At 59.6% G+C, this 19,178-nt stretch carries 22 protein-coding genes and 1 tRNA gene; 11 read left to right on the top strand and 12 right to left on the bottom strand.

Going from position 1 to position 19,178, the window contains the following annotated elements; genetic code table 11:
* Positions 1-5 precede the first annotated feature (5 nt).
* Positions 6-416 (bottom strand): nuclear transport factor 2 family protein, encoded by a 411-nt coding sequence (locus JJ917_10610; GenBank protein MBO6699271.1) that lies wholly within the window; start codon positions 414-416, stop codon positions 6-8.
* Positions 417-418: 2 nt separating this feature from the next.
* Positions 419-2,065 (bottom strand): lysine--tRNA ligase, encoded by a 1,647-nt coding sequence (locus JJ917_10615; GenBank protein ID MBO6699272.1) that lies wholly within the window; start codon positions 2,063-2,065, stop codon positions 419-421.
* A gap of 149 nt (positions 2,066-2,214) precedes the next feature.
* Between JJ917_10615 and JJ917_10620 the strand changes: the two genes are divergently transcribed.
* Positions 2,215-2,625, top strand: a complete 411-nt coding sequence (locus JJ917_10620; protein MBO6699273.1) for a tellurite resistance TerB family protein — start codon at positions 2,215-2,217, stop codon at positions 2,623-2,625.
* Here the strand turns inward: JJ917_10620 and JJ917_10625 are convergent.
* A complete protein-coding gene (locus JJ917_10625) occupies positions 2,620-2,955 on the bottom strand; it encodes a helix-turn-helix transcriptional regulator (GenBank protein MBO6699274.1) in 336 nt (111 codons plus the stop codon). The two genes, JJ917_10620 and JJ917_10625, sit on opposite strands and share 6 nt — an antisense overlap.
* 106 nt (positions 2,956-3,061) lie before the next feature.
* On the opposite strand from JJ917_10625, the gene JJ917_10630 reads away from it, so the two are divergent.
* Complete coding sequence (locus tag JJ917_10630) at positions 3,062-3,544, top strand: SRPBCC domain-containing protein (GenBank protein MBO6699275.1); 483 nt, start codon at positions 3,062-3,064, stop codon at positions 3,542-3,544.
* A gap of 50 nt (positions 3,545-3,594) precedes the next feature.
* Here the strand turns inward: JJ917_10630 and JJ917_10635 are convergent, their stop codons facing one another.
* From JJ917_10635 to JJ917_10645, 3 genes are read right to left on the bottom strand one after another with little or no spacing between them, the layout of a single operon-like run.
* Positions 3,595-4,107, bottom strand: coding sequence for a hypothetical protein (locus JJ917_10635; protein MBO6699276.1), 513 nt, complete (start codon positions 4,105-4,107; stop codon positions 3,595-3,597).
* On the bottom strand, positions 4,064-4,720 hold the full coding sequence (locus JJ917_10640; GenBank protein ID MBO6699277.1) for a CDGSH iron-sulfur domain-containing protein: 657 nt from the start codon (positions 4,718-4,720) through the stop codon (positions 4,064-4,066). The genes JJ917_10635 and JJ917_10640 overlap by 44 nt, the downstream gene beginning before the upstream one ends.
* A gap of 24 nt (positions 4,721-4,744) precedes the next feature.
* A complete protein-coding gene (locus tag JJ917_10645; GenBank protein ID MBO6699278.1) occupies positions 4,745-5,191 on the bottom strand; it encodes a hypothetical protein in 447 nt (148 codons plus the stop codon).
* A gap of 108 nt (positions 5,192-5,299) precedes the next feature.
* Here JJ917_10645 and JJ917_10650 point away from each other — a divergent pair, with 108 nt between their 5' ends.
* Together JJ917_10650 and JJ917_10655 are read left to right on the top strand one after the other, a co-directional pair.
* Complete coding sequence (locus JJ917_10650; GenBank protein ID MBO6699279.1) at positions 5,300-5,710, top strand: winged helix-turn-helix transcriptional regulator; 411 nt, start codon at positions 5,300-5,302, stop codon at positions 5,708-5,710.
* Positions 5,711-5,881: 171 nt separating this feature from the next.
* Complete coding sequence (locus JJ917_10655; GenBank protein MBO6699280.1) at positions 5,882-6,697, top strand: sterol desaturase family protein; 816 nt, start codon at positions 5,882-5,884, stop codon at positions 6,695-6,697.
* On the opposite strand, the gene JJ917_10660 is transcribed toward JJ917_10655, so the two are convergent.
* Positions 6,657-7,550 (bottom strand): transporter substrate-binding domain-containing protein, encoded by an 894-nt coding sequence (locus tag JJ917_10660; protein MBO6699281.1) that lies wholly within the window; start codon positions 7,548-7,550, stop codon positions 6,657-6,659. The genes JJ917_10655 and JJ917_10660 overlap by 41 nt on opposite strands.
* A gap of 369 nt (positions 7,551-7,919) precedes the next feature.
* Between JJ917_10660 and JJ917_10665 the strand changes: the two genes are divergently transcribed.
* A complete protein-coding gene (locus tag JJ917_10665; GenBank protein ID MBO6699282.1) occupies positions 7,920-9,638 on the top strand; it encodes a glycosyltransferase in 1,719 nt (572 codons plus the stop codon).
* A 215-nt stretch (positions 9,639-9,853) separates the two neighbouring features.
* Here JJ917_10665 and JJ917_10670 read toward each other — a convergent pair.
* A tRNA-Gly gene (locus JJ917_10670) sits at positions 9,854-9,927 on the bottom strand.
* 183 nt (positions 9,928-10,110) lie between these two features.
* Here JJ917_10670 and JJ917_10675 point away from each other — a divergent pair.
* A complete protein-coding gene (locus JJ917_10675) occupies positions 10,111-11,043 on the top strand; it encodes a VOC family protein (protein ID MBO6699283.1) in 933 nt (310 codons plus the stop codon).
* 11 nt (positions 11,044-11,054) lie between these two features.
* On the top strand, positions 11,055-11,660 hold the full coding sequence (locus JJ917_10680) for an alpha/beta hydrolase (GenBank protein ID MBO6699284.1): 606 nt from the start codon (positions 11,055-11,057) through the stop codon (positions 11,658-11,660).
* Between the two features lie 60 nt (positions 11,661-11,720).
* Here the strand turns inward: JJ917_10680 and JJ917_10685 are convergent, their stop codons facing one another.
* Both JJ917_10685 and JJ917_10690 read right to left on the bottom strand, forming a co-directional pair.
* Entirely contained in the window at positions 11,721-12,131 is a 411-nt protein-coding gene (locus JJ917_10685) for a thioredoxin family protein (protein MBO6699285.1), read from the bottom strand.
* A 16-nt stretch (positions 12,132-12,147) separates the two neighbouring features.
* Positions 12,148-12,864: a cytochrome c biogenesis protein CcdA gene (locus JJ917_10690; protein ID MBO6699286.1), complete on the bottom strand. Its 717-nt coding sequence runs from the start codon at positions 12,862-12,864 to the stop codon at positions 12,148-12,150.
* Positions 12,865-13,061: 197 nt separating this feature from the next.
* Here JJ917_10690 and JJ917_10695 point away from each other — a divergent pair, with 197 nt between their 5' ends.
* Positions 13,062-13,883 carry an ion transporter gene (locus tag JJ917_10695; GenBank protein ID MBO6699287.1) on the top strand — a complete coding sequence of 274 codons (822 nt, stop codon included), beginning with the start codon at positions 13,062-13,064 and terminating at the stop codon, positions 13,881-13,883.
* Between the two features lie 137 nt (positions 13,884-14,020).
* On the opposite strand, the gene JJ917_10700 is transcribed toward JJ917_10695, so the two are convergent.
* The gene (locus JJ917_10700) at positions 14,021-15,127 is read right to left on the bottom strand and encodes a 2'-deoxycytidine 5'-triphosphate deaminase (GenBank protein ID MBO6699288.1); all 1,107 of its coding nucleotides are present in this window, start codon (positions 15,125-15,127) and stop codon (positions 14,021-14,023) included.
* A gap of 171 nt (positions 15,128-15,298) precedes the next feature.
* Here JJ917_10700 and metZ point away from each other — a divergent pair, with 171 nt between their 5' ends.
* On the top strand, positions 15,299-16,489 hold the full coding sequence (metZ, locus tag JJ917_10705; protein ID MBO6699289.1) for an O-succinylhomoserine sulfhydrylase: 1,191 nt from the start codon (positions 15,299-15,301) through the stop codon (positions 16,487-16,489).
* On the opposite strand, the gene JJ917_10710 is transcribed toward metZ, so the two are convergent.
* Positions 16,486-17,094 carry a CDP-alcohol phosphatidyltransferase family protein gene (locus tag JJ917_10710; protein MBO6699290.1) on the bottom strand — a complete coding sequence of 203 codons (609 nt, stop codon included), beginning with the start codon at positions 17,092-17,094 and terminating at the stop codon, positions 16,486-16,488. The genes metZ and JJ917_10710 overlap by 4 nt on opposite strands.
* A gap of 184 nt (positions 17,095-17,278) precedes the next feature.
* Here JJ917_10710 and apaG point away from each other — a divergent pair, with 184 nt between their 5' ends.
* Both apaG and JJ917_10720 read left to right on the top strand, forming a co-directional pair.
* The gene (gene apaG, locus JJ917_10715) at positions 17,279-17,671 is read left to right on the top strand and encodes a Co2+/Mg2+ efflux protein ApaG (protein MBO6699291.1); all 393 of its coding nucleotides are present in this window, start codon (positions 17,279-17,281) and stop codon (positions 17,669-17,671) included.
* A 16-nt stretch (positions 17,672-17,687) separates the two neighbouring features.
* Positions 17,688-19,139 carry a TrkH family potassium uptake protein gene (locus tag JJ917_10720; protein MBO6699292.1) on the top strand — a complete coding sequence of 484 codons (1,452 nt, stop codon included), beginning with the start codon at positions 17,688-17,690 and terminating at the stop codon, positions 19,137-19,139.
* The last annotated feature ends 39 nt before the right edge of the window (positions 19,140-19,178 follow it).

Consider the following 19,178-nt stretch of genomic DNA (forward strand, 5'->3'; position numbering starts at 1 on the left):
TTCCGTCACGTACGCAGTGTGATGTTGGCGATCTTGTCATCGCGAAACTGAAACTCCGCTGCCGCCGGCAGCGTTAAAGCTTGACCCTCCGTCCAACCATTGGACAGGTCTTTGGCCACGACAGCGTCAAACTGGGTGGTCAGCACGGTGCTGCCCAGCATGGTCACGGATGTTTTCACCAACTGGGTGCGCTGCTTGAAGGCGCTTAAGTCGTCGTGCAGGGCTGCTTCAAATTCGCCCTTGTCTCCGGCTTTGAAGAGCACGCCCGCATCGCAATAGTGCCGATACACAACATCATCGGTGACGTCAGCCATCATCCCCTCAACGTCTCGGGCGTTGTAGGCCTCGATGAAGTCCACCACCATGGGCGGCAGTTTGGGGCCTTTGCGCAGTTTGGGCAGTTTTATCAGCGGCATGGCTAGCCCACCAACTCACCAGCGAGCGCTTTGGCGATCAAAGCGCGGGTTTCCCGCACACCGTAAAGCTCCACGAAGGAACCGAAGCGCGGGCCCTTTTCTTCGCCCAGCAAGATCTGATAGAGCGCGGCGAACCAGGCAATCGTGACGCCGGGGGTGCCATCCTTGTTGGGCTTGTCGTGGTCTGGGAAGTGCGCGCGACCGACATCGTAGACCGCACTTTGCAACGTCTGAGCGTCGGCACCGTCCAGCCCGGCGAGCTTTGCATCAAGGTCTTGCAAGGCCAGACGCTCTTCCTCGCTCGGCGCGCGGTAGCGTTTGTTCGGCGCGACACGATCTTCAAAATAGCGCACCGCCGAGGCGACCAGCGCATCAAAGGTCGGGCTGTCGCCCTTATTGAGCCCATGCGTGTAGCGCGAGATGAAACCCCACAGCACATCCGCGTCATGGGCATTGGCCGCGCTGGCAAGGTTCAGCAGCATCGAGAAGTTGACCGGCAGTTCCACCGGCTGCGGATCGCCTGCATGGATATGGTAGGCCGGGTTGCCAAGCTTCTGGTTCACATCCTGGCGCGGATAGGCGTTCAGATGCTGAAAATACTCGTCCACCGCTCGCGGGATCACATCGAAATAGAGCCGCTTGGCCGTGCGCGGTTTTTGAAACATGAACAGGGCCAAACTTTCAGGCGAAGCGTAGTTCAGCCACTCGTCAATGGAGATGCCGTTGCCCTTGGTTTTTGAGATCTTCTCGCCTTTATCGTCCAAGAATAGCTCAAACACGTAGTGCTCAGGCGGCGTGCCACCGAGCGCCTTGCAGATGCGATCATAGACCACCGCGTTGGTCTGGTGATCTTTACCGAACATCTCAAAATCGACATCCAGTGCTGCCCAGCGCATGCCGAAATCCGGCTTCCATTGCAGTTTGACGTTGCCGCCACGCACATCTAGCGTGACGTCGCGGCCATCCTCGTCCTCGAAAGTCACGGTCGCGTCGGCGGCGTTCACCTCCTTCATCGGCACGTAGAGCACTCGGCCTGTGGTCGGCGAGATCGGCAGGATCGGCGAGTAGGTCGCCTGACGCTCCGCGCCGAGCGTCGGCAGCATGATGTCCATGATCTTCTGGTAGCGCTCCAGCGTGCGCACTAGCATGTCATCGAACTTGCCGGACCGGTAATAGTCGGTGGCCGAGGCGAACTCATAGTCAAATCCAAAGCCATCAAGAAACGCGCGCAGCTTGGCGTTGTTGTGATGGGCGAAGCTCGGTTCACTGCCCTCAAAGGGGTTCGGCACCACCGTCAACGGTTTGCCCAGATGTTCCTCCAGCATGGCTTGGTTGGGCACATTGCCGGGCACCTTGCGCATGCCATCCATATCATCGGAGAAGGCAATCAGCCGCGTTTCCACTTTGCCGCCGGTCAGCACGTGAAAGGCGTGACGCACCATGGTCGTGCGTGCGACTTCGCCAAAGGTGCCGATATGCGGCAGACCCGAGGGGCCATAGCCAGTTTGAAACAGCACCGGATCGGTCTTGCCGGACTTTTCGATCCGCTTGACCAGTTTGCGCGCTTCTTCAAACGGCCAGGCTTTAGCGCGCGCGGCAGCGTCCAGCAGGTCAGGATCAAGATCGTGGGCGGAAAGAAGCGGCGGCATGGGCGGGCCTTTGGCCAAAGGTTGAGGGAAACGCGCGCGACAAACACCTTGTAGGCGCGCGTCGGCGTTCCTAGCTTGGCACCTGACGAAACACAATTGGCAGATCGGGAAACGTTCCCGTCCCCGCTGCGACGCTTGAAGGATCGACGATGTCGGACATTACCGCCCAAGATGCCCTTGTTATGCTGATGGTGCTGGTTTCAGCATCCGATCGGGCGATGAAGGACGAAGAGCTGGCAAAGATCGGTCAGATCGTTTCCTCGTTCCCAGTCTTTGATGGCTACTCGCACGATCGGCTGGTGGCGACATCGGAAACAGCGAGCCTTGCATTGTCCGAGGAAGGTGGGCTGGACTCGGTCGTCAAAGCGATCGCAGAGGCAATCCCACAACGCTTGCGCGACACGGCCTATGCCTGCGGCGTCGAAGTGGCCGCCGCCGATCTGTCGCTGCGCCAGGAAGAATTGCGGGTGCTGCAAATGCTGCGCGACGCTTTGGAGCTCGACAAGCTCACCGTGGCTGCGCTGGAGCGCAGCGCCATGGCCCGCTACCGAGGCCTATAGGCGGGCGGTCAAAGACCTTCGCTCAACCCACCAACTGTGCATCGCCTCGAAGGCAGGCTTGAGCGCCAGCGCGTCATCGCTTGCGCTGTATTCAACGCGTGGTGGCACCTCGGCATAGATGCGGCGCACCACCAATCCATCCTCCTCCAAGGCCCGCAACTGCTTGGTCAGCATGGTTTGCGTAATGCCGTCGATTTCGCGGCGAAGCTCCCCAAACCTCTTTGTCCCATGAAAGATGAGAATCTGAAGGATCGAGAGCTTCCACTTACCGCCTATCATCGAAAAGACGAGAGGGGCTGGGCAGAGGTCGATTGGGCTTCTTTGGTCCATGAAAACCTACAATAGTATCTTTTCGATACTTTAGTACAAAAAAACTGCCTACTTTTCAAACATCATGCATTGGGTAGTCTGCCGGCGCACAAGGAGAACTTTCGCCATGCAGACCAAACGGGACACCAGCCCACTCAACTACGCCGCCGCAATTGATGTTGCTGCTTCGCCGACTCGCAGTTTCGACGCCGTCGCCAAGCAAATGAGCCAGTGGTGGACACGGACCACCGAGGGGCAGATCGAGACTGTTGGCGATCGGGTGAAAGTGATCTTCCCTCCGCATTTCGGCTTCTGGACCTTTGAAGCGGTCACCATCGAACCGCCGCACCTGATTTCCATGCGCTGTGTTGACGCCCGACACAGTGTTGAAGGCCAACCTGAGACGATTGAACAGGAATGGCTGGGCACGTTGGTCCATTGGCAGTTCGATGCTCTGGACAGCGGCACGCGTATCTGCCTCACCCACGACGGTCTGACACCACAGCTGGATTGCTGGGAGATTTGCCAGGACGGCTGGGATCAGTTTTTCAAAGGCAGTTTGAAAGCGCTCTTAGACCGTGGAGAACCTAGCCCACACAGAGCCCCATAGCGCAAACATGCAGCATTCGGTCCCACCTTAGAGGATATTGTGGTGGATGTTCAGTGAGCCAACAGCTTCAACGCGCTGAGCAACAGGCCGAGAGCACCGGTGACCGCCGCGCCCACCAGAACGGCTACAACTGTGCCACGAACGCGCCAACCTATATGGCCGCCGAAATAGACCAGCAGCGCAAGGGCGAGCCATTGGGCAAGCAGCAAAGCGGTCTGGGCGCTGTAGAGCCCCAGCCAGGCTAGAAAAAAAGCGGCGGCGGGCGCATTGGCCGCAAGCAAGACCGTGCGGCTGTGGTGCCAGGTCTTCACCGCATCAGTGAGGCTTAGTTCCTGGCCAGTCCTCAGCATCTGCTCGCAAAGCTCGGCGAAGGCTTTTGCGAATGCCACAGCAACGACGGTTGCGACAAGAACAAGCCCCACGCGACCCGCGTTCTCCACCGGGGGATGCAAAGCCATCAACACGGCCATCACCGAAATCGATCCATACACGACGCCAAACGCCGCCTCATCGATGGCACTAGCCGCTTTGATCGCTATCGGTGTCGGTCCATTTGGCGTCATAATGGGACCCGTCGCAGAATGGTTTGTTCTTCGACAATCCACATCGGCAGAGCGAGTATTTTGCCTTGCTTGCGCCAACACCGTTGAATTCGGCTTCAAGAGCAACATTGGTCACATGGTAGGGGCCGTTCGGCTCAATTCTGATCGATACATCGCCGGTGGTCAGATGCTGTTCAGGCCTGTTGCCAACCGACACGCGCAGCGCACCTGATGGACAAGCGGCTATTACATCGAGGATCTCATCAAGCTTGCCGCCATCGGGTTGAACCCAGGGCTTCTTGCGCGGATTGAAGACGGATGCAGCGCGGGCCTGGCATTGGGCGGCGTGCGTGCACAAAACCGGTGTGTAGCTGATGGTGACATCAACGCCATCAGCTAAACCAGAATAGGTGACCGCGTTGTTGCGCAGTTTGCTGTGATCGGGTGCGCTGGTGAAACCGCCTTTGCTGTGGCTGCCATCGCAAAAAGGTTTGTTGGCCGATAGACCACAGCGACAGAGCGCCATCATCGGCTTTGGTTCAGATACCTGACCCTGCGCGTCAGTCAAACCTGGTCCGTTGGCAACCAGAAGCGGGCCATCCTCTTTCATGGATATGGTTGGGGTGTCGGCCATCGCGCTTCTCCGCTGCTGATTGCTTTATCCGGCCGTCTTGGGCCGGTTGATCCACCAGAGCGGCACACTGAGAAGTATGGTTGAGGCCGAGACAAGTGTCATGACGGTGCCAGGGAAAAAGTTCACGAAACCGCCCAGATCCATAAAAATGAAGTAGCCGACATCGGTAACGCCACCAACAATGGCGGCCGTCCAGATAGCGGTCAGGTTGGCCCGCCAAATGAAGATGGCGGCGATCAGCGTGTACGTCCCAATCCAGAGCAGATTGAACCCGTGCTGGTTAAGGACGGCGCCGACGGCGGGTTGGTAGTCACCCGCCAAGAGCGCTGGGTCCACCGCATCCGCGATGCCAGCCACTGACCCGGCGGTATCCTGCGAAATCGTCATCACGCCAGCGAACATATGCACCAGACCCCACACCACCCACAGAACGGCGGCGATCTTTAATGCTAGCGTCTGGTTCTTTGTCATGATCAAAAACCTCTGAAGTGATGCCCAACCACCGTGTGGCGGGGCTCGAGATGGCGTTAGTTGATATCATCAACTATCATTAAGTGGATTATGTCAACTAAATAGATCATGCCAGATATTGAAACCGCACAGCTGACCGACCGTTTCATGCGCCGCATTCATGCCCAGCTGGGTGCGCGTGCTGGGCAGTTTGACAACCACAAGGTTGGTCCATCAGGCGGCATCTTGTTGTTGACGTTAGCCGACATGGCGCCAGTGAAGATGCATGCCCTTGTGAACGCCATGCAACGCGATAAATCGCAGATGACGCGGGCTGTTCAGGGGTTAGAAGCCAAAGGTCTGATTGAGCGGCGGGACGACCCCGACGATGCACGGGTGAGCGTGCTGGACCTCACGCCACTGGGGCAGAAGGCGGTGTTGTGCATACAGGAAGCGGTTGCGCAGGTGCTGGCAGAAATTCTTACGCCACTATCGGCCGACGAGCAGGAAACGTTGCGAGCGCTGCTGCGGCGCTTGTAGTGCGTTCTTTACGGGATCACTGCGACATCCTCGCCGCTCACAGACCTTTGAGGCGACGGTGAAGGCGCGCTAGCCTATAGCGGTGTGAAACCACACCAGCACGAGGGCCGTGTGCCAGAGTTTTCAGAAGCCACCATCCGCCTTACCGCTTTCATTGGCATCTTCACCGCCATGGCGGTGTTTGAGCAGTTCTTGCCGCGCCGCGAACGATTTCCGGCGCGTGGCCGTCGCTGGCTGACCAATTGGGGCATGCTGATCGTCGACTCCATTGTTCTGCGCATCCTCTTCCCGGCGGCGGCGGTCGGTGTCGCACTATGGGCCGAAGAAGCCGGGTTCGGCCTGTTCAATATCATCGATGTTTCACTGATCTTCGTGGTGATCTTCGTGATCGTGTTTCTCGATTTCGCGGTTTGGCTGGAGCACGTTGTCTCCCACCATTGGCCGCTGCTTTGGCGCATTCACAAGGTGCACCATGCAGACGTCGATCTGGATGTCACGAGCGCCCTGCGCTTTCACCCGCTGGAGATCATCGTCTCCATGCTTTGGAAGGGCGCCTTGGTCGCGCTGCTCGGCGCACCGGCGATCGCCGTTCTGATCTTTGAGATCATCTTGAACGGCATGGCGATGTTCAACCATTCCAACGTCAAGCTGCCGCTCTGGCTAGATCGGCTATTGCGGCCTGCCGTGGTGACGCCGGACATGCATCGCATTCATCACTCGATCATCGAACGGGAGACGAACACGAATTACGGCTTCAACTTGTCGATCTGGGATCGCCTTTTTGGCGTCTACACGCAGGATCCCGTGATGGGTCAACAAGGCATGACGATTGGGCTGGCTGAGCATCAAAACCGGGAGCCGACCGGCCTGGTGTGGAGCCTGGTGTTGCCGTTTCGGACCTATCAGAAGGTCCATGCGCCAGATCCCTTGATGGATGGCGAGGCCGCTAAAGCCCCAGTGGGTCGAGTGGAAACGCCGTCAGCATAATTGTTTCCAAATCGCCTGAGGATTCCAGGCGAATGAGCGCGGCGTTGAGCGCCTGAACGAGTTGTGATTGGCCGCGCGGCACCGCAAAGGCCAAACCCTCGCCAAAATAGGTGACAGAGAAGATCGGCGGACCGACAAACGCGCAGCAATCGCCGGACTGGTCGCTGGCGAGCCAGAACGCCAGGTCGATCCCGTCGCCAAAAGCGTGGCTGATATCTTCGTTTCGCAAGGCGCGGAACAGGTCGGCGGCGGCGGGAAAGGTTGCAATCTCTGCATCGGCATACGCATCGCGCAGGAAGGCCGCGTGGGCCGTGTTCTCAACGACGCCGATGCGTGCGCCATTGACCCAATCAGGGTTCCCAGCGTCGGCGCTGGCGCCGACAAACCGGGCCGCGAAACGGTAATAGGGCAAGGAAAAGGTGAAGCGGTCGGCGGTGTCACGGTCGACCGCCAAGCCCGCCGCCAGCACCAAATTGTTCGGGTCGTCCTGAACGGCTGCGGCAACCTGATCGAAACGGCGCGCCTGTAAGGTGCAGGGCAAATCCAACGTATCGCAGATGGCGCGGATCAGATCGATATGCACACCGGCAAGACGGCCCGTTCCATCCAGAAAGGCGAAGGGCGGGAAATCGTCGGCAACCACGAACCGCAGCACCGGCCCAGGCATCGGCTCGGGCAGCGCGATGCGCGCGCGCGGGTTTATGAAACGCAGATTCGAGAGGCCCATCGGTGCGTTCTCGTCCTGAACGACATCACCCTCTGACGCTGTTTCGACCTGCTGCGCCATCGCAGCCTGGGGAAGCAGGGTCAGCGTGAGGAAGGCTGGAACGAGGAGGCGTAAAAAGTTGCGCACGCGTGCCTGCTTGACTTGTGTGATGGAAGATCAGCCCCCTATAGCGCCCCGCCTCAGAAGCTCCAAGGGCGAATTGAGACCAGAATCTAGGTCGACCTATTAACATCTCTAGGCACTGCCACCGATGCGCAGGTCAGCCAAAGCCGTCAGTGTAGCTTTGGACACGTTTGGTGAGCCTCGCCGCTTGGCAACTTTTTGCGGCTGAGTTTGTGGCGTAGGGGGTTGAGTATGCGGGGGCTTTCGGGCGCTAGCGAAGCAAAGGGGTCGCGTGTATGGCCGTCTAGAGGCTTGGCGCCGGCAAGCTTGGCATCGGCTAGCTTAGCGTCGAAAGGAGCGGCACAAAGCCAGGCGCTCAAAGCCAAGCTCGTCATGCCAGGCAAACCCAAATCCTTTGCCGGCAAGCATCGCGCGCCGCCAAAGCCGCAGGTCAAAAGTGCCATCCCGCCAGGTTGGTCATCGGCTCTTTTGGACCCTGATGCCAGCTTGCGGGCGCTCGCCAACAAAGCGCGCTACATGCCGCTGCGGCGAGCCGATGGGGCGCGCGGCGCTGTCTATGAGGATACGCCAAATGCGCGAGCGACCGTCACGCGGCTGATCGAAAGTCATCCCAAGGCCGCGGAGCTTCTGTTTCTTGCGCCACGCGGCCATGTCCATGCGCTTTGGGCCGATCATCTCGCGCCGGACCTGACCCAATTTTCGCAAACTCATCTCGCCACGACCCAGCCTGAAATGAGTGCGCGCGAAACGCTGGCGCGCCGCCAGACCCTGGCCCTCGTCGCCATCTCGCTCTGCCTGGCGTTTTGGGCACTGCTCGCCGCTCCCAGCTTGGTTGTGGTGCTCAACCTCCTGTTTGGCTGCCTCTATTTTACGGTCGGGGCGGCGCGCATCCTCGCCGCTCTCAGCCCGGTCCCAAGACGTGTGCGTTACAGTCCGTTGGCCCACCGGATGGCAAAAGCGGACCTGCCAATCTATTCGGTGCTCGTTCCGATCTACGATGAAGCGGCGATGGTGCCGCAATTGATTGCGTCGCTTCGCGCGCTGGATTATCCGCCTGATAAACTTGAGATTTTTCTGCTTGCCGAGGCCGATGATCAAGCAACCCTCCAAGCGCTATCGCGCCAAAATTTGCCCGGACACATGGCCGTCATACGCGTGCCGCCCAGCGAACCGCGCACGAAACCCAAGGCGCTCAATTACGCTCTACCGCTAACACGCGGTGCATTCCTCACCATCTATGATGCCGAGGACCGGCCTGAGCCGGACCAGCTGCGCAAAGCGGTGGCGGCGTTTTCCAAAGACAGAGGCGGAGGCGGGGCAAAACTCGGCTGCGTCCAGGCCGCACTCAACGTTACCAACGGACGCAAGACCTTCCTCTCGCGACACTTCGCATTGGAATACATGGCGCTGTTCGATGTGTTTTTGCCGGCCCTGTCACGCCTTGATTTACCGATCCCGCTGGGCGGAACATCGAACCATTTCCGTCGTACGGCTCTGATCAAGGCCGGCGGTTGGGACCCCTACAATGTGACCGAAGATGCCGATCTCGGCATCCGATTGGCGCGGCTTGGCTACACCACACAAATGATCAACTCGACGACCTATGAGGAGGCGCCGACGCGGTTTGGCCCGTGGATCAAACAAAGGGCACGCTGGTTCAAGGGCTGGTGGCAGACCTGGCTGGTGCATATGCGCCACCCGTTGCGCTTAATGCGCGAGCTTGGCGCTCCCGGGTTCTTCACCTTTCAAACCATCATGCTCGGTGTCCTGATCTCGGTGCTGATCCATCCGTTCTTCTTGCTCATGACGCTGTGGGCGATGAGCGGGGTTGGCGGGCCGCTCTACGCGGCGGCCAGCGGTACTGGGCAGGTTCTGATCACGTTCAATCTCGGCAATTTCATTATCGGCTATCTGGCAACCGCCATGCTCAGCGGCGCTGGCGCGGATCGGCGCGGCGTCAAACACATTCTGCCTGTGCTGCTCACCATCCCACTCTATTGGGTTTGCCTATCGGCGGCCGGGTTCCTGGCACTCTGGGAATTGATCCGCCGCCCACACCATTGGAACAAGACGCCGCATGGGGTGGGGTGACAGGATTGGTGTCGGCGCTCTCGGTACTTGCTGCGCAAACGCCTGTCGCTTGTTCCGCCATTCGCTTCGCGATTGGCATGATGGCGGTTGTGCCGAAGGCACAGAGCCAATGCACTGAGGACTTAACTGAATCGACGTCTTTCAATGCGGGCGCTCTCGGCATTTGCTGCGCAAACGCCTGTCGCTTGTTCCGCCAATCGCTGCGCGGTTGGCTATGGAGCGGGTGAAGGGAATCGAACCCTCGTCGTCAGCTTGGGAAGCTGCTGCTCTACCATTGAGCTACACCCGCACGCGATCGCTATGTGACAGAGCCTGATGGTTGGCGCAAGAACGCCGTGTTGGCCTTTTCGTGGACCACCTGATTTGTTCATTATATGACGACAGTCAGTCGAATATTGGCGATCTTATTGATCACAAAAACCAGAACTATATCTGCGCTCAACACGAACCTATGCTGGTAGAGGAGCCGGATATGATCAAAGAGATCAAAGGTCTGCATCACGTCACATCGATGGCCACCGATGCGAACACCAACAATCAGTTTTTCACGCACACGCTCGGCCTGCGCCGGGTCAAGAAGACGGTCAACTTCGACGCGCCTGAGGTGTATCATCTTTATTACGGCGACGAGATCGGAACACCGGGCTCGGTGATGACCTATTTTCCTTTCGGCCGGATGCCACGCGGTGAACGAGGCGCCGGCGAAGTGGGCGTAACAGAGTTTGCGGTGCCGACCGGATCGCTCGCCTATTGGAAAGAGCGGCTAGGCAAGCATGACGTTGTCGACCTGACCGAAGAAACCGCCTTTGGCGAACAACGGCTTGCCTTTGAGGGCCCTGATGGCGACAGCTTCGCGTTGGTGGAAAGTGATCCGCAAGGGCGCACGCCTTGGACTGGCACCGATGTGCCGGAGGATGCCGGCATTTTGGGCTTTCGCGGCGCGCGTTTTCAACTGCGCGATGCGGATGCCACGGGCGAGCTTCTCTCATTCATGGGCTACCAGACAGCTGAATCGGACGGCGACCTCACCCGATACGTGGTCGAAGGTGGCAATGCCGCCGATACAATCGACCTACACGCCGTCGCTGGCGCGCCGTTGGCAGACCAGGGTGCGGGATCGGTGCATCACATCGCCTTTGCCGTTGAGAACCGCGCCGCGCAGCTTGAGGTGCGCAAGGCGCTGTTGGACACCGGCAATCAGGTGACGCCCGTCATCGACCGCGATTACTTCTGGGCGATCTATTTCCGCACGCCGGGAGGGATCCTGTTCGAGGTGGCGACCAACGAGCCAGGCTTCGACCGCGATGAAGACACCGCTCACCTCGGCGAGGCATTGAAGCTGCCGACCCGTTACGAAGACCATCGGGCAAAGATCGAAACGTTCTTACCGCCAATCGAAGACTAGGAGCGCTCACGATGTCAAAAGATTCCTATCACGCGCTCACCACGACGCCGCAGGATGGCAAACCGCTACTGTTTGCCTTTCACGGCACCGGCGGCGATGAGCATCAGTTCTTTGACCTGGCTAAATCGTTGGTGCCGGGCGCTGGCGTCGTCTCGCCGCGCGGCGATGTGTCGGAGATGGGCGCCAACCGCTTCTTCCGGCGGACCGGCGAAGGCGTCTACGACCTGGACGATCTGGCAAAACGCACCGCGCAGATGGCCGCCTATGTCGAATCCTTCAAGGCCGAGCATCCGGAAAGCCCGGTCTATGGATTTGGCTATTCCAACGGGGCCAACATCCTCGCCTCGGTCGTGCTGACCCGCCCTGATCTATTTGACCGCATCGGTCTGCTGCATCCCTTGATCCCTTGGGATCCGGACCCGGTCGAGGGTTTGCGAGGCCGCAAGGTGCTGATTTCGGCCGGTCGTCAGGATCCAATCACGCTGTGGCCAGCCAGCGAGCGTCTGATCACCTGGTTCCAAGATCAGGGCGCAGAGGTCAGTACTGCTGTCCATGAAGGCGGCCATGAACTGCGCGAAACGGAAATCGAGGCGTTAGCCCAACTCCTAACGGGCTAGAAAGCCAACGCTGGCGCGGGTTGATCCCGCGCCGGTCATCCTAAGATGGCACTTCGGTTTTTAGAGCCCACGATCCATGAGCTGCCGGATGTCGGTGGCTGAGGTTCCCGCTACTATGCGGCCAAGCTCCTGATTGCCGCGCAGGACAAGTAAGGTCGAGCGGCGCGGAATTGAGCGACGAACCGCCACCTCGTGCGTCCGATAGGTGTCCCAATCCACACGCACAAAGGTCATCGCCTGATCGTAGGCTGGGTTGGTGGCACGCAAATTGTTGACCACGCGCTCTTGGCGACGGCAGGTCCCACACCAGGTGGCAGAATAGTCGACAAACACCGTCTTGCCTTCATCCAAGGCGCTCTCAATCACGCCAGGCGTATACTCGACGAAATCGGACGCCGAAGCGGCGTTAGGGCCAACGGTTGGGGCCAGCACCAGGGCCATCGCAGACGTGAGAAACAGGCGGCGGTTCATGGCAAATCTCCTCGCATCAAAGGGAAACGGACAGGTCTTGAAGCCAGATCGGCATCACATCCAGCGCCCAGCTTTCGACATAGTGGTGGACGCCAAGCAGCAACATCAGGCCGACGGCAAAGAAGGTTGCGCCAATCGCCGGTTTCGCGCGTTCGGCCAAGGTCCTCAGGCTGTCAGCGCGGGCGCGTATGGTTTCGCGCGCGCCATAACCGATGGCGAGGATCAGCGTCGAAACGCCAAGGGCAAAAAACGTCATGATCAGCGTGACGTAGACAAGGTTCTCGCCCTGCGAGGCGAGCGCGATCGCGCCACCGAGTGTCGGGCCAATGCAGGGCGACCAAACCATGCCGAGCAGCGCGCCCCCCAGGAACTGACCCCGCAAATCGGACGTGTCCATGTCGGCCATGCGGTTGCCGGCGCCAGCGGCCGCGCCAGCCGTCGCCAGTTGGAACCGACGCGAAAAGGCCGGCACCAGCATGACCAACCCGAACGCCATCATGAGGACCGCGCCGATCTGCGCCAGCGATTCCTGGGTCAGCCCAATGGCGCTGCCAAAGGCGGTCACCGTGACACCGAACAGTACGAAGGACAGGCTCATCCCAGCAGCAAGTGCCAGCGGCCCGAAGCGGCTGGCGTTGAGTGCGCCGACCAGCACGATCGGCAGCACTGGAAGCACGCAAGGGTTGATCAGCGTCAGCAAGCCGGCAGCGTAAGCGAAAATCAGGTCCATCATGCTGCATTGCAAGCCAAACGCCGGTCGATCAAGCGTTTGCCGGTCACGATTGGTTTACTGCCACTTGGTGCGGCGGGTGGACAGGCGGCAGGCGAGGCTTGGCAAAACCGCGCGAAAGGAACGCCTGCGAGGCCTTGAAGCGACCGGCGTGCTTACCCATAAGGCTTCAGACAGATCCCGTGCCGGCAAGGACCCAAATGCGCGAACAGGTTGAAGCCTTCATCACCAGCCGCCGCTTTGAGGTGGCGATCACCGCCCTCATCATCGTGAATGCCATTACGCTTGGACTGGAGACGTCCGAAGCGGTCATGGCGCGATTCGGACCGGTGCTTTTGTTCATCGACCGGGCTGTGCTTTGGGTGTTCGTGGTGGAGCTTGCGCTGCGGTTCTACGTTTACCGAACGAAATTTTTTCACGATCCTTGGCGCATCTTCGATTTCGTCATTGTCGGCATCGCGCTTATGCCAACCACCGGCAGCCTGTCAGTGTTGCGGGCGCTGCGCATTCTGCGCGTGCTGCGCCTTGTTTCCATGGTGCCGTCACTGCGTCGCGTCGTCGGTGGGCTCATCGCCGCTTTACCGGGCATGGGTTCGATCACCGTGCTTTTGACGCTGATCTTTTACGTTTTCTCGGTGATTGCGACCAAGCTTTACGGCACCGGCCAGGGCGCCTGCGAGGCGGTAGAAGGTCGGTGCGCGGAGCTTGTTGAATGGTTTGGCACCCTGCCCGCCTCGGCCTATTCGCTGTTCCAGGTCATGACGTTAGAAAGCTGGTCGATGGGCATCGTGCGCCCAGTGATGGAGGTCCACCCTTATGCCTGGACGTTCTTCATCCCGTTCATTCTCTGCACGACCTTTACCGTGCTTAATCTGTTTATCGGTATCATCGTCTCGGCCATGCAGGCCGAGCATGAGGCAACCGCCGAACAGGAACGCGCCGATCTGCACGAAGAGCAGAAGGTGATCTTGACCGAGCTGCGCGCGTTGCGGTCAGACGTGGCGGAGTTGAAGAAGGGATAGGCGCCACTCCCATGGGGCGTCACTCTCGGCCTTGTGCCGGGGGTCCATTTCAATGAGCGCTGGGCACCCGAGTAGCTGCAGACCGATCTAAGGAATGGATCCCTGTGACAAGCACAGGGATGACCCCCGCGAAATTGCTATCGAAAATGCTTCGAAAGCTTCAGACCCTGCGCCTGGTAGTTGGAAACGCCGCCCGCGCCATAGAGCGTTGTTGGGCGCTCGCGCATCGTCTCGAACACCAGCCGGCCGATCATTTGGCCGTGCTCGACCAGAAACGGCACTTCGCGCGAGCGCACTTCAAGCACCGCGCGGGCGCCTTTGCCATCGGCTTCCGGCGCGCCGAAGCCAGGATCGAAGAACCCGGCATAGTGCACACGAAATTCTCCGACGAGCGGATCGAAGGGCACCATCTCCGCGGCGTAGTCCGCTGGAACATGCACCGCCTCGCGGGACACCAAGATGTAGAACGCGGTCGGATCAAAAATCAGGGATTGGGATGCGTCGGCAAAAAGCGGCTCCCAATAGGCCTCGCGATCTAGACCAGCCTTGTCATCGACCTTCACCAGGCCGCCTGGGCGTTTGGCGCGGTAACCGATCAAGCCGTCCTCGCCGCCTTTCAGGTCGATCGAGACCGCCAGACCATTCTGGAATTGCGCTCGCGCGCCTTCAACCAAACCAAGGCGCTGGTCGAGGCTTTTCAGCTCCTTGTCCGAAAGCAGCGTGTTGCCGCAGCGAAAGCGGATTTGCGACAACCGTGAACCCGGCTTCACCAGGATCGGGAAGCTCTGCGGCGCGACTTCCAAATAAAGTTTTCCGGCATAACCCGCGGGGATCTGATCGAACACCGCCCCACCATCGGTGATCACACGGGTGAAGATATCAAGGCGCCCAGTGGAACTTTTCGGATTGGTCGCGGCGCTCACTTCCGGCGGCAGCGCCAGCGCTTCATTCAGCTCCACAAGGTAGATGCAGCCGGTTTCAAGCACCGCACCTTTCTCGAGCGGCATCTGGTGCAAAGCGATCTCGTCAAGTCGTTCAGCGACGGTTCGACCTGCGCCCGGCAGGAAACTCGCCTTGATGCGATAGGCCGTCTGACCGAGGCGCAGATCAAGACTGGCCGGTTGAACCTGATCGTCGTCCAGCGGCGTGGCATGGGAGATCGCACCCGCCGCGACCATCGCGTGGATGTCGTGGTCAGGCAGGATGCCATCGTGGGGGCCAAAGGAGGGAAGTGTGGCGCTCATCGTGCCTGACTGTTTTCGCAAAGCGCCGCGTGAGTCCATCGCGCGAGGGCCACCATACACAGCTGGTTTGTGCTCTCGGGCTCCGGTTTGTTCGATAAAACGGACAAACGTTCGTCTTGACGAACGATATGGCTGTGATAGTCGGTCAGGCAGCCCATGAGGAAGCACCCGATGACCGATCCATCACGCCCTGCACACGCTCTGCGCCCGGAAACCAACCTTGTCCATGGTGGCACCCTGCGTTCGGGATTTGGCGAAACGTCCGAAGCGCTCTTCCTGACCCAAAGCTTTGTCTATCACAGCGCCGAGCAGGCCGAAGCACGGTTTCAGGGCGACGAACCGGGGTTCATCTATTCGCGGTTTTCCAATCCGACGGTGAAGATGCTGGAGGACCGGCTCTGCCTGCTTGAAGGCGCCGAGGCCTGCCGTGTGACGGCCTCGGGTATGGCGGCGGTGACGGCGGCAATGCTCTGTTCGCTGTCCGCTGGCGATCACGTGGTAGCCGCTCGGGCGCTTTTTGGTTCTTGCCGCTATGTGGTCGAAGAGTTGTTGCCGCGCTTTGGCGTCGAAACCACACTCATAGACGGACGCAATCTGGAGGCCTGGAAAGCCGCGCGGCAACCGAACACCAAAGCATTTTTTCTCGAAACGCCCTCCAACCCGACGCTGGAAGTGATCGATTTGCAAGCCGTGGCCGACATCGCCCATGACGGCGGCGCCAAGCTCTATGTGGACAATGTCTTTGCCACGCCGCTCTACCAGCGTCCGATGCAGTTTGGCGCCGATGTCGTGATCTACTCGGCCACCAAGCACATGGATGGCCAGGGCCGCTGTCTTGGCGGCGCCGTGCTTGCCTCGCAAGACTGGATCGACGAGCATCTGCATACATTTTTGCGCCAGACGGGGCCGAGCCTTTCGCCGTTCAATGCCTGGGTGATCCTGAAAAGCCTGGAAACCTTTGCGCTGCGAGTGAACCGACAGACCGATAATGCGTCTGCCTTGGCGGATCGGTTGGCAGAGCATCAAAAGGTGACGCGGGTGTTCTTTCCGCACCGCGAGGACCATCCTGATTACGCCATCGCCTCAAAACAGATGGCACGCGGCGGCACACTCATCGCGTTTGAAGTAGCCGGCGACAAGGCCGAGGCCTTTGCCGTCCTCAACCGGCTGAACATCATCAAGATTTCCAACAATCTGGGTGATGCGAAAAGCCTGATCACCCATCCCTCAACGACGACGCATCAGCGTTTGGATGAGGCCGACCGATTGGATCTCGGCATCCACCAGAACCTGCTCAGGCTCTCGGTTGGCCTTGAGCATGCGGATGATCTTTGGGACGATTTGAGCGCAGCGCTCGGCTAAGGCTTGAACGTCTGCCAAGCCATCAAGATGCGAGCGATGGCCGTCAGCATCACCAAGACGGTGAAGCCATAGGCAAGCCAGGGAAACCAGGCCGGCGCGAGGCAAGCGACAACAAAAACGGCAATGGTCTCGGTGCCCTCGGCCAAACCGCCGGTGAAATAGAGCGATTTGGAGCCACGCCGATCGGTGCTCAGGCCATGCTTTTCCGCCAAGATCGCGTAGCCCAAGAACGATCCACCGTTGATGTAAAAGCTGAAGAGCATCGCGCAGGCGGCAACAGCGTTGGCGGAGGGATCGGCGATCGCAAAGCCCAGCGGGATCGCAGCGTAGAACGCATAGTCACACACGATATCCAGGTAGCCACCGCGATCCGTCTTTTGGGTGGCGCGGGCGACGGCACCGTCCAGTCCGTCGGCAAGTCGACTGGCCAAGACCAAGCCGAGACCGATCCAATAGGCCTGGAATGCGATGGCCAGACCGGCGGCCAAGCCAAGCACCAAACCTATCAGTGTGATGTGGTCAGCCGTCAGTCCCGAGCGGGCAAGACCACGGCCCAGCGCGTTGAGTGGCGGATCGATAAGGGTGCGCATTTGGCCATCAAGCATGGTGGCGAGCTTTCGGTGGTGGCGATGGCTCTCGGTTAGGCGGTCACTGGGCTTGGCGCAAGCAACGCCAGACGCGGCTCCTTGGCTTGTGAACAGGCGTGACAGGCCCTGCCCCGTGTGGGAGACTGACACCTAGCAGACGTGTGAGCCGAGAGGCAGAGAAAGGCCCGGTTGGGTTGGCGCAATGTACCAGGCGGTAACGAAGAACATCCAGGTGACGGTGGAGCCGCAGTTTTTGCCGGATGAGTCCGACGTGGATGCGAGCCGCTTTTTCTTCGCCTATGGCGTGGAGATCGCCAATCTCGGCCGCTCGATCATCCAGGTGCGCACACGCTACTGGCACATCACCGACGGTCTTGGCCGGGTGCAGGAAATCAGCGGTGCCGGTGTGGTTGGCGAGGAGCCCATCCTGCATCCGGGGGAAAGCTATCGCTACACATCCGGCTGCCCACTCGACACGCCGACCGGTATTATGGTTGGTCATTACGGCGTTGAGACGTTGGAAGGCACACGCTTCAAGGTAGAGATTCCGGCCTTCTCGCTCGATGCGCCGTTCTTCGAGCGCACGCTGAACTAGGTCTCCCCAGCTCTCCATGTTCAATCCCGGACCGATCTTTTTGATCATCGGCGCATTGTTGGCGACGCTAGGCGTTGCGATGATGATCCCGGCGCTGGTCGATTTAGCACAGGCCAACAATGATTGGGTGGTGTTTGCGGCGAGTTCACTGGTCACAACGCTGGTGGGTCTTGGCCTGGCACAGACGGGGCGCGGCAGGCCTGCGATCCTATCCTCACGTCAGGCGGTATTGATGACCGTCGGCGCCTGGACTGTCTTGCCGGCCTTCGCCGCCTTGCCTTTGCTCTGGTCGGGCGCCACCCCCACCTACACCGATGCATTTTTCGAGGCGATGAGCGGGATCACCACGACCGGTGCGACCGTTGTGTCTGGCCTCGATGCTCAACCACCAGGCGTCTTGGTGTGGCGGTCCATGCTGCAATGGCTCGGGGGCCTCGGCGTCGTCGTGATGGCGGTGTCGATCCTGCCGATGCTACGCGTTGGCGGGATGCAGCTGTTTAAGACTGAAGCCTTTGATACCCCGGACAAAATTCTCCCGCGCGCGACCCAGATTTCCGGTTCGCTGATTGCCGTCTTTTCGGTTTTCACGCTGCTTTGCGCGATGGCCTACACGGCCGCCGGCATGACCTTTTTTGATGCCATCAACCACGCCATGACAACGGTTGCCACCGGCGGTTACTCCACCCGCGATGCCTCGATAGGGTATTTTCAGTCCGGCGCCGTTGAGTTGACGGGGATCATTTTCATGATCCTCGGCTCGCTGCCCTTTTTGCTTTACGTGCAGGCGCTTCAAGGACGGCCCATGGGCTTAGTGCGCGACAGCCAAGTGCATGTGTTCCTTGTCTTGTTGATCGCCTTTTCCCTGCTCGTCGCGCTGGCGCTCGATCCGCTAACGGCTGAGCGCGGCGTTCTGGCCGATCTGCGTGTTGCGACCTTCAACGTCGTCTCAATCATGACTGGCACCGGCTACGCCTCGGAGAACTACGGCCAGTGGGGGGCCATGCCGGTGATGGTGTTTCTGGTGCTGACGCTAATTGGCGGATGCGCTGGCTCGACCGCCTGCGGCATGAAGATTTTCCGCGTTCAGGTCGCGCTGAAGACCGTTTCTCAGCACGTGCGCCGCCTTGCCTATCCGCACGGCGTGTTCGTCATGCGATACAATGGACGACCGGTGGATGGCTCGGTTGTCTCCGCTGTGATGAGCTTCATCTTCCTCTATTTTTTGCTCATCGGTGTATTGGCCGTCGCGCTGATGGCCATGGACCTTGATCCGCTCACCGCGTTCTCTGGTGCGGCCACTGCCATCGCCAATGTCGGGCCGGGCCTTGGTGACGTTATCGGGCCGGACGGCAATTTCTCGACTTTGCCGGATATTGCCAAATGGCTGTTGGCGCTCGCGATGTTGGTTGGTCGCCTGGAGCTCTTCACTGTTTTGGTGCTTATCCTGCCACGCTTCTGGCAACGCTGACCGCCAGCGGCAGTCGGCTGGAGTTTGGTTTTGTCGTGA

Source organism: Hyphomicrobiales bacterium (genome assembly GCA_017642935.1).
In the GTDB taxonomy this organism is placed as follows: Bacteria; Pseudomonadota; Alphaproteobacteria; order Rhizobiales; family MH13; genus MH13.

Bases quoted from the DNA above. Each gene is read 5' to 3' on its own strand.
- JJ917_10610 (MBO6699271.1), bottom strand. From the start codon at position 416: ATGCCGCTGATAAAACTGCCCAAACTGCGCAAAGGCCCCAAACTGCCG.
- JJ917_10615 (MBO6699272.1), bottom strand. From the start codon at position 2,065: ATGCCGCCGCTTCTTTCCGCCCACGATCTTGATCCTGACCTGCTGGAC.
- JJ917_10620 (MBO6699273.1), top strand. From the start codon at position 2,215: ATGTCGGACATTACCGCCCAAGATGCCCTTGTTATGCTGATGGTGCTG.
- JJ917_10625 (MBO6699274.1), bottom strand. From the start codon at position 2,955: ATGGACCAAAGAAGCCCAATCGACCTCTGCCCAGCCCCTCTCGTCTTT.
- JJ917_10630 (MBO6699275.1), top strand. From the start codon at position 3,062: ATGCAGACCAAACGGGACACCAGCCCACTCAACTACGCCGCCGCAATT.
- JJ917_10635 (MBO6699276.1), bottom strand. From the start codon at position 4,107: ATGACGCCAAATGGACCGACACCGATAGCGATCAAAGCGGCTAGTGCC.
- JJ917_10640 (MBO6699277.1), bottom strand. From the start codon at position 4,720: ATGGCCGACACCCCAACCATATCCATGAAAGAGGATGGCCCGCTTCTG.
- JJ917_10645 (MBO6699278.1), bottom strand. From the start codon at position 5,191: ATGACAAAGAACCAGACGCTAGCATTAAAGATCGCCGCCGTTCTGTGG.
- JJ917_10650 (MBO6699279.1), top strand. From the start codon at position 5,300: ATGCCAGATATTGAAACCGCACAGCTGACCGACCGTTTCATGCGCCGC.
- JJ917_10655 (MBO6699280.1), top strand. From the start codon at position 5,882: ATGGCGGTGTTTGAGCAGTTCTTGCCGCGCCGCGAACGATTTCCGGCG.
- JJ917_10665 (MBO6699282.1), top strand. From the start codon at position 7,920: ATGCCAGGCAAACCCAAATCCTTTGCCGGCAAGCATCGCGCGCCGCCA.
- JJ917_10675 (MBO6699283.1), top strand. From the start codon at position 10,111: ATGATCAAAGAGATCAAAGGTCTGCATCACGTCACATCGATGGCCACC.
- JJ917_10680 (MBO6699284.1), top strand. From the start codon at position 11,055: ATGTCAAAAGATTCCTATCACGCGCTCACCACGACGCCGCAGGATGGC.
- JJ917_10685 (MBO6699285.1), bottom strand. From the start codon at position 12,131: ATGAACCGCCGCCTGTTTCTCACGTCTGCGATGGCCCTGGTGCTGGCC.
- JJ917_10690 (MBO6699286.1), bottom strand. From the start codon at position 12,864: ATGATGGACCTGATTTTCGCTTACGCTGCCGGCTTGCTGACGCTGATC.
- JJ917_10695 (MBO6699287.1), top strand. From the start codon at position 13,062: ATGCGCGAACAGGTTGAAGCCTTCATCACCAGCCGCCGCTTTGAGGTG.
- JJ917_10700 (MBO6699288.1), bottom strand. From the start codon at position 15,127: ATGAGCGCCACACTTCCCTCCTTTGGCCCCCACGATGGCATCCTGCCT.
- metZ (MBO6699289.1), top strand. From the start codon at position 15,299: ATGACCGATCCATCACGCCCTGCACACGCTCTGCGCCCGGAAACCAAC.
- JJ917_10710 (MBO6699290.1), bottom strand. From the start codon at position 17,094: ATGCTTGATGGCCAAATGCGCACCCTTATCGATCCGCCACTCAACGCG.
- apaG (MBO6699291.1), top strand. From the start codon at position 17,279: ATGTACCAGGCGGTAACGAAGAACATCCAGGTGACGGTGGAGCCGCAG.
- JJ917_10720 (MBO6699292.1), top strand. From the start codon at position 17,688: ATGTTCAATCCCGGACCGATCTTTTTGATCATCGGCGCATTGTTGGCG.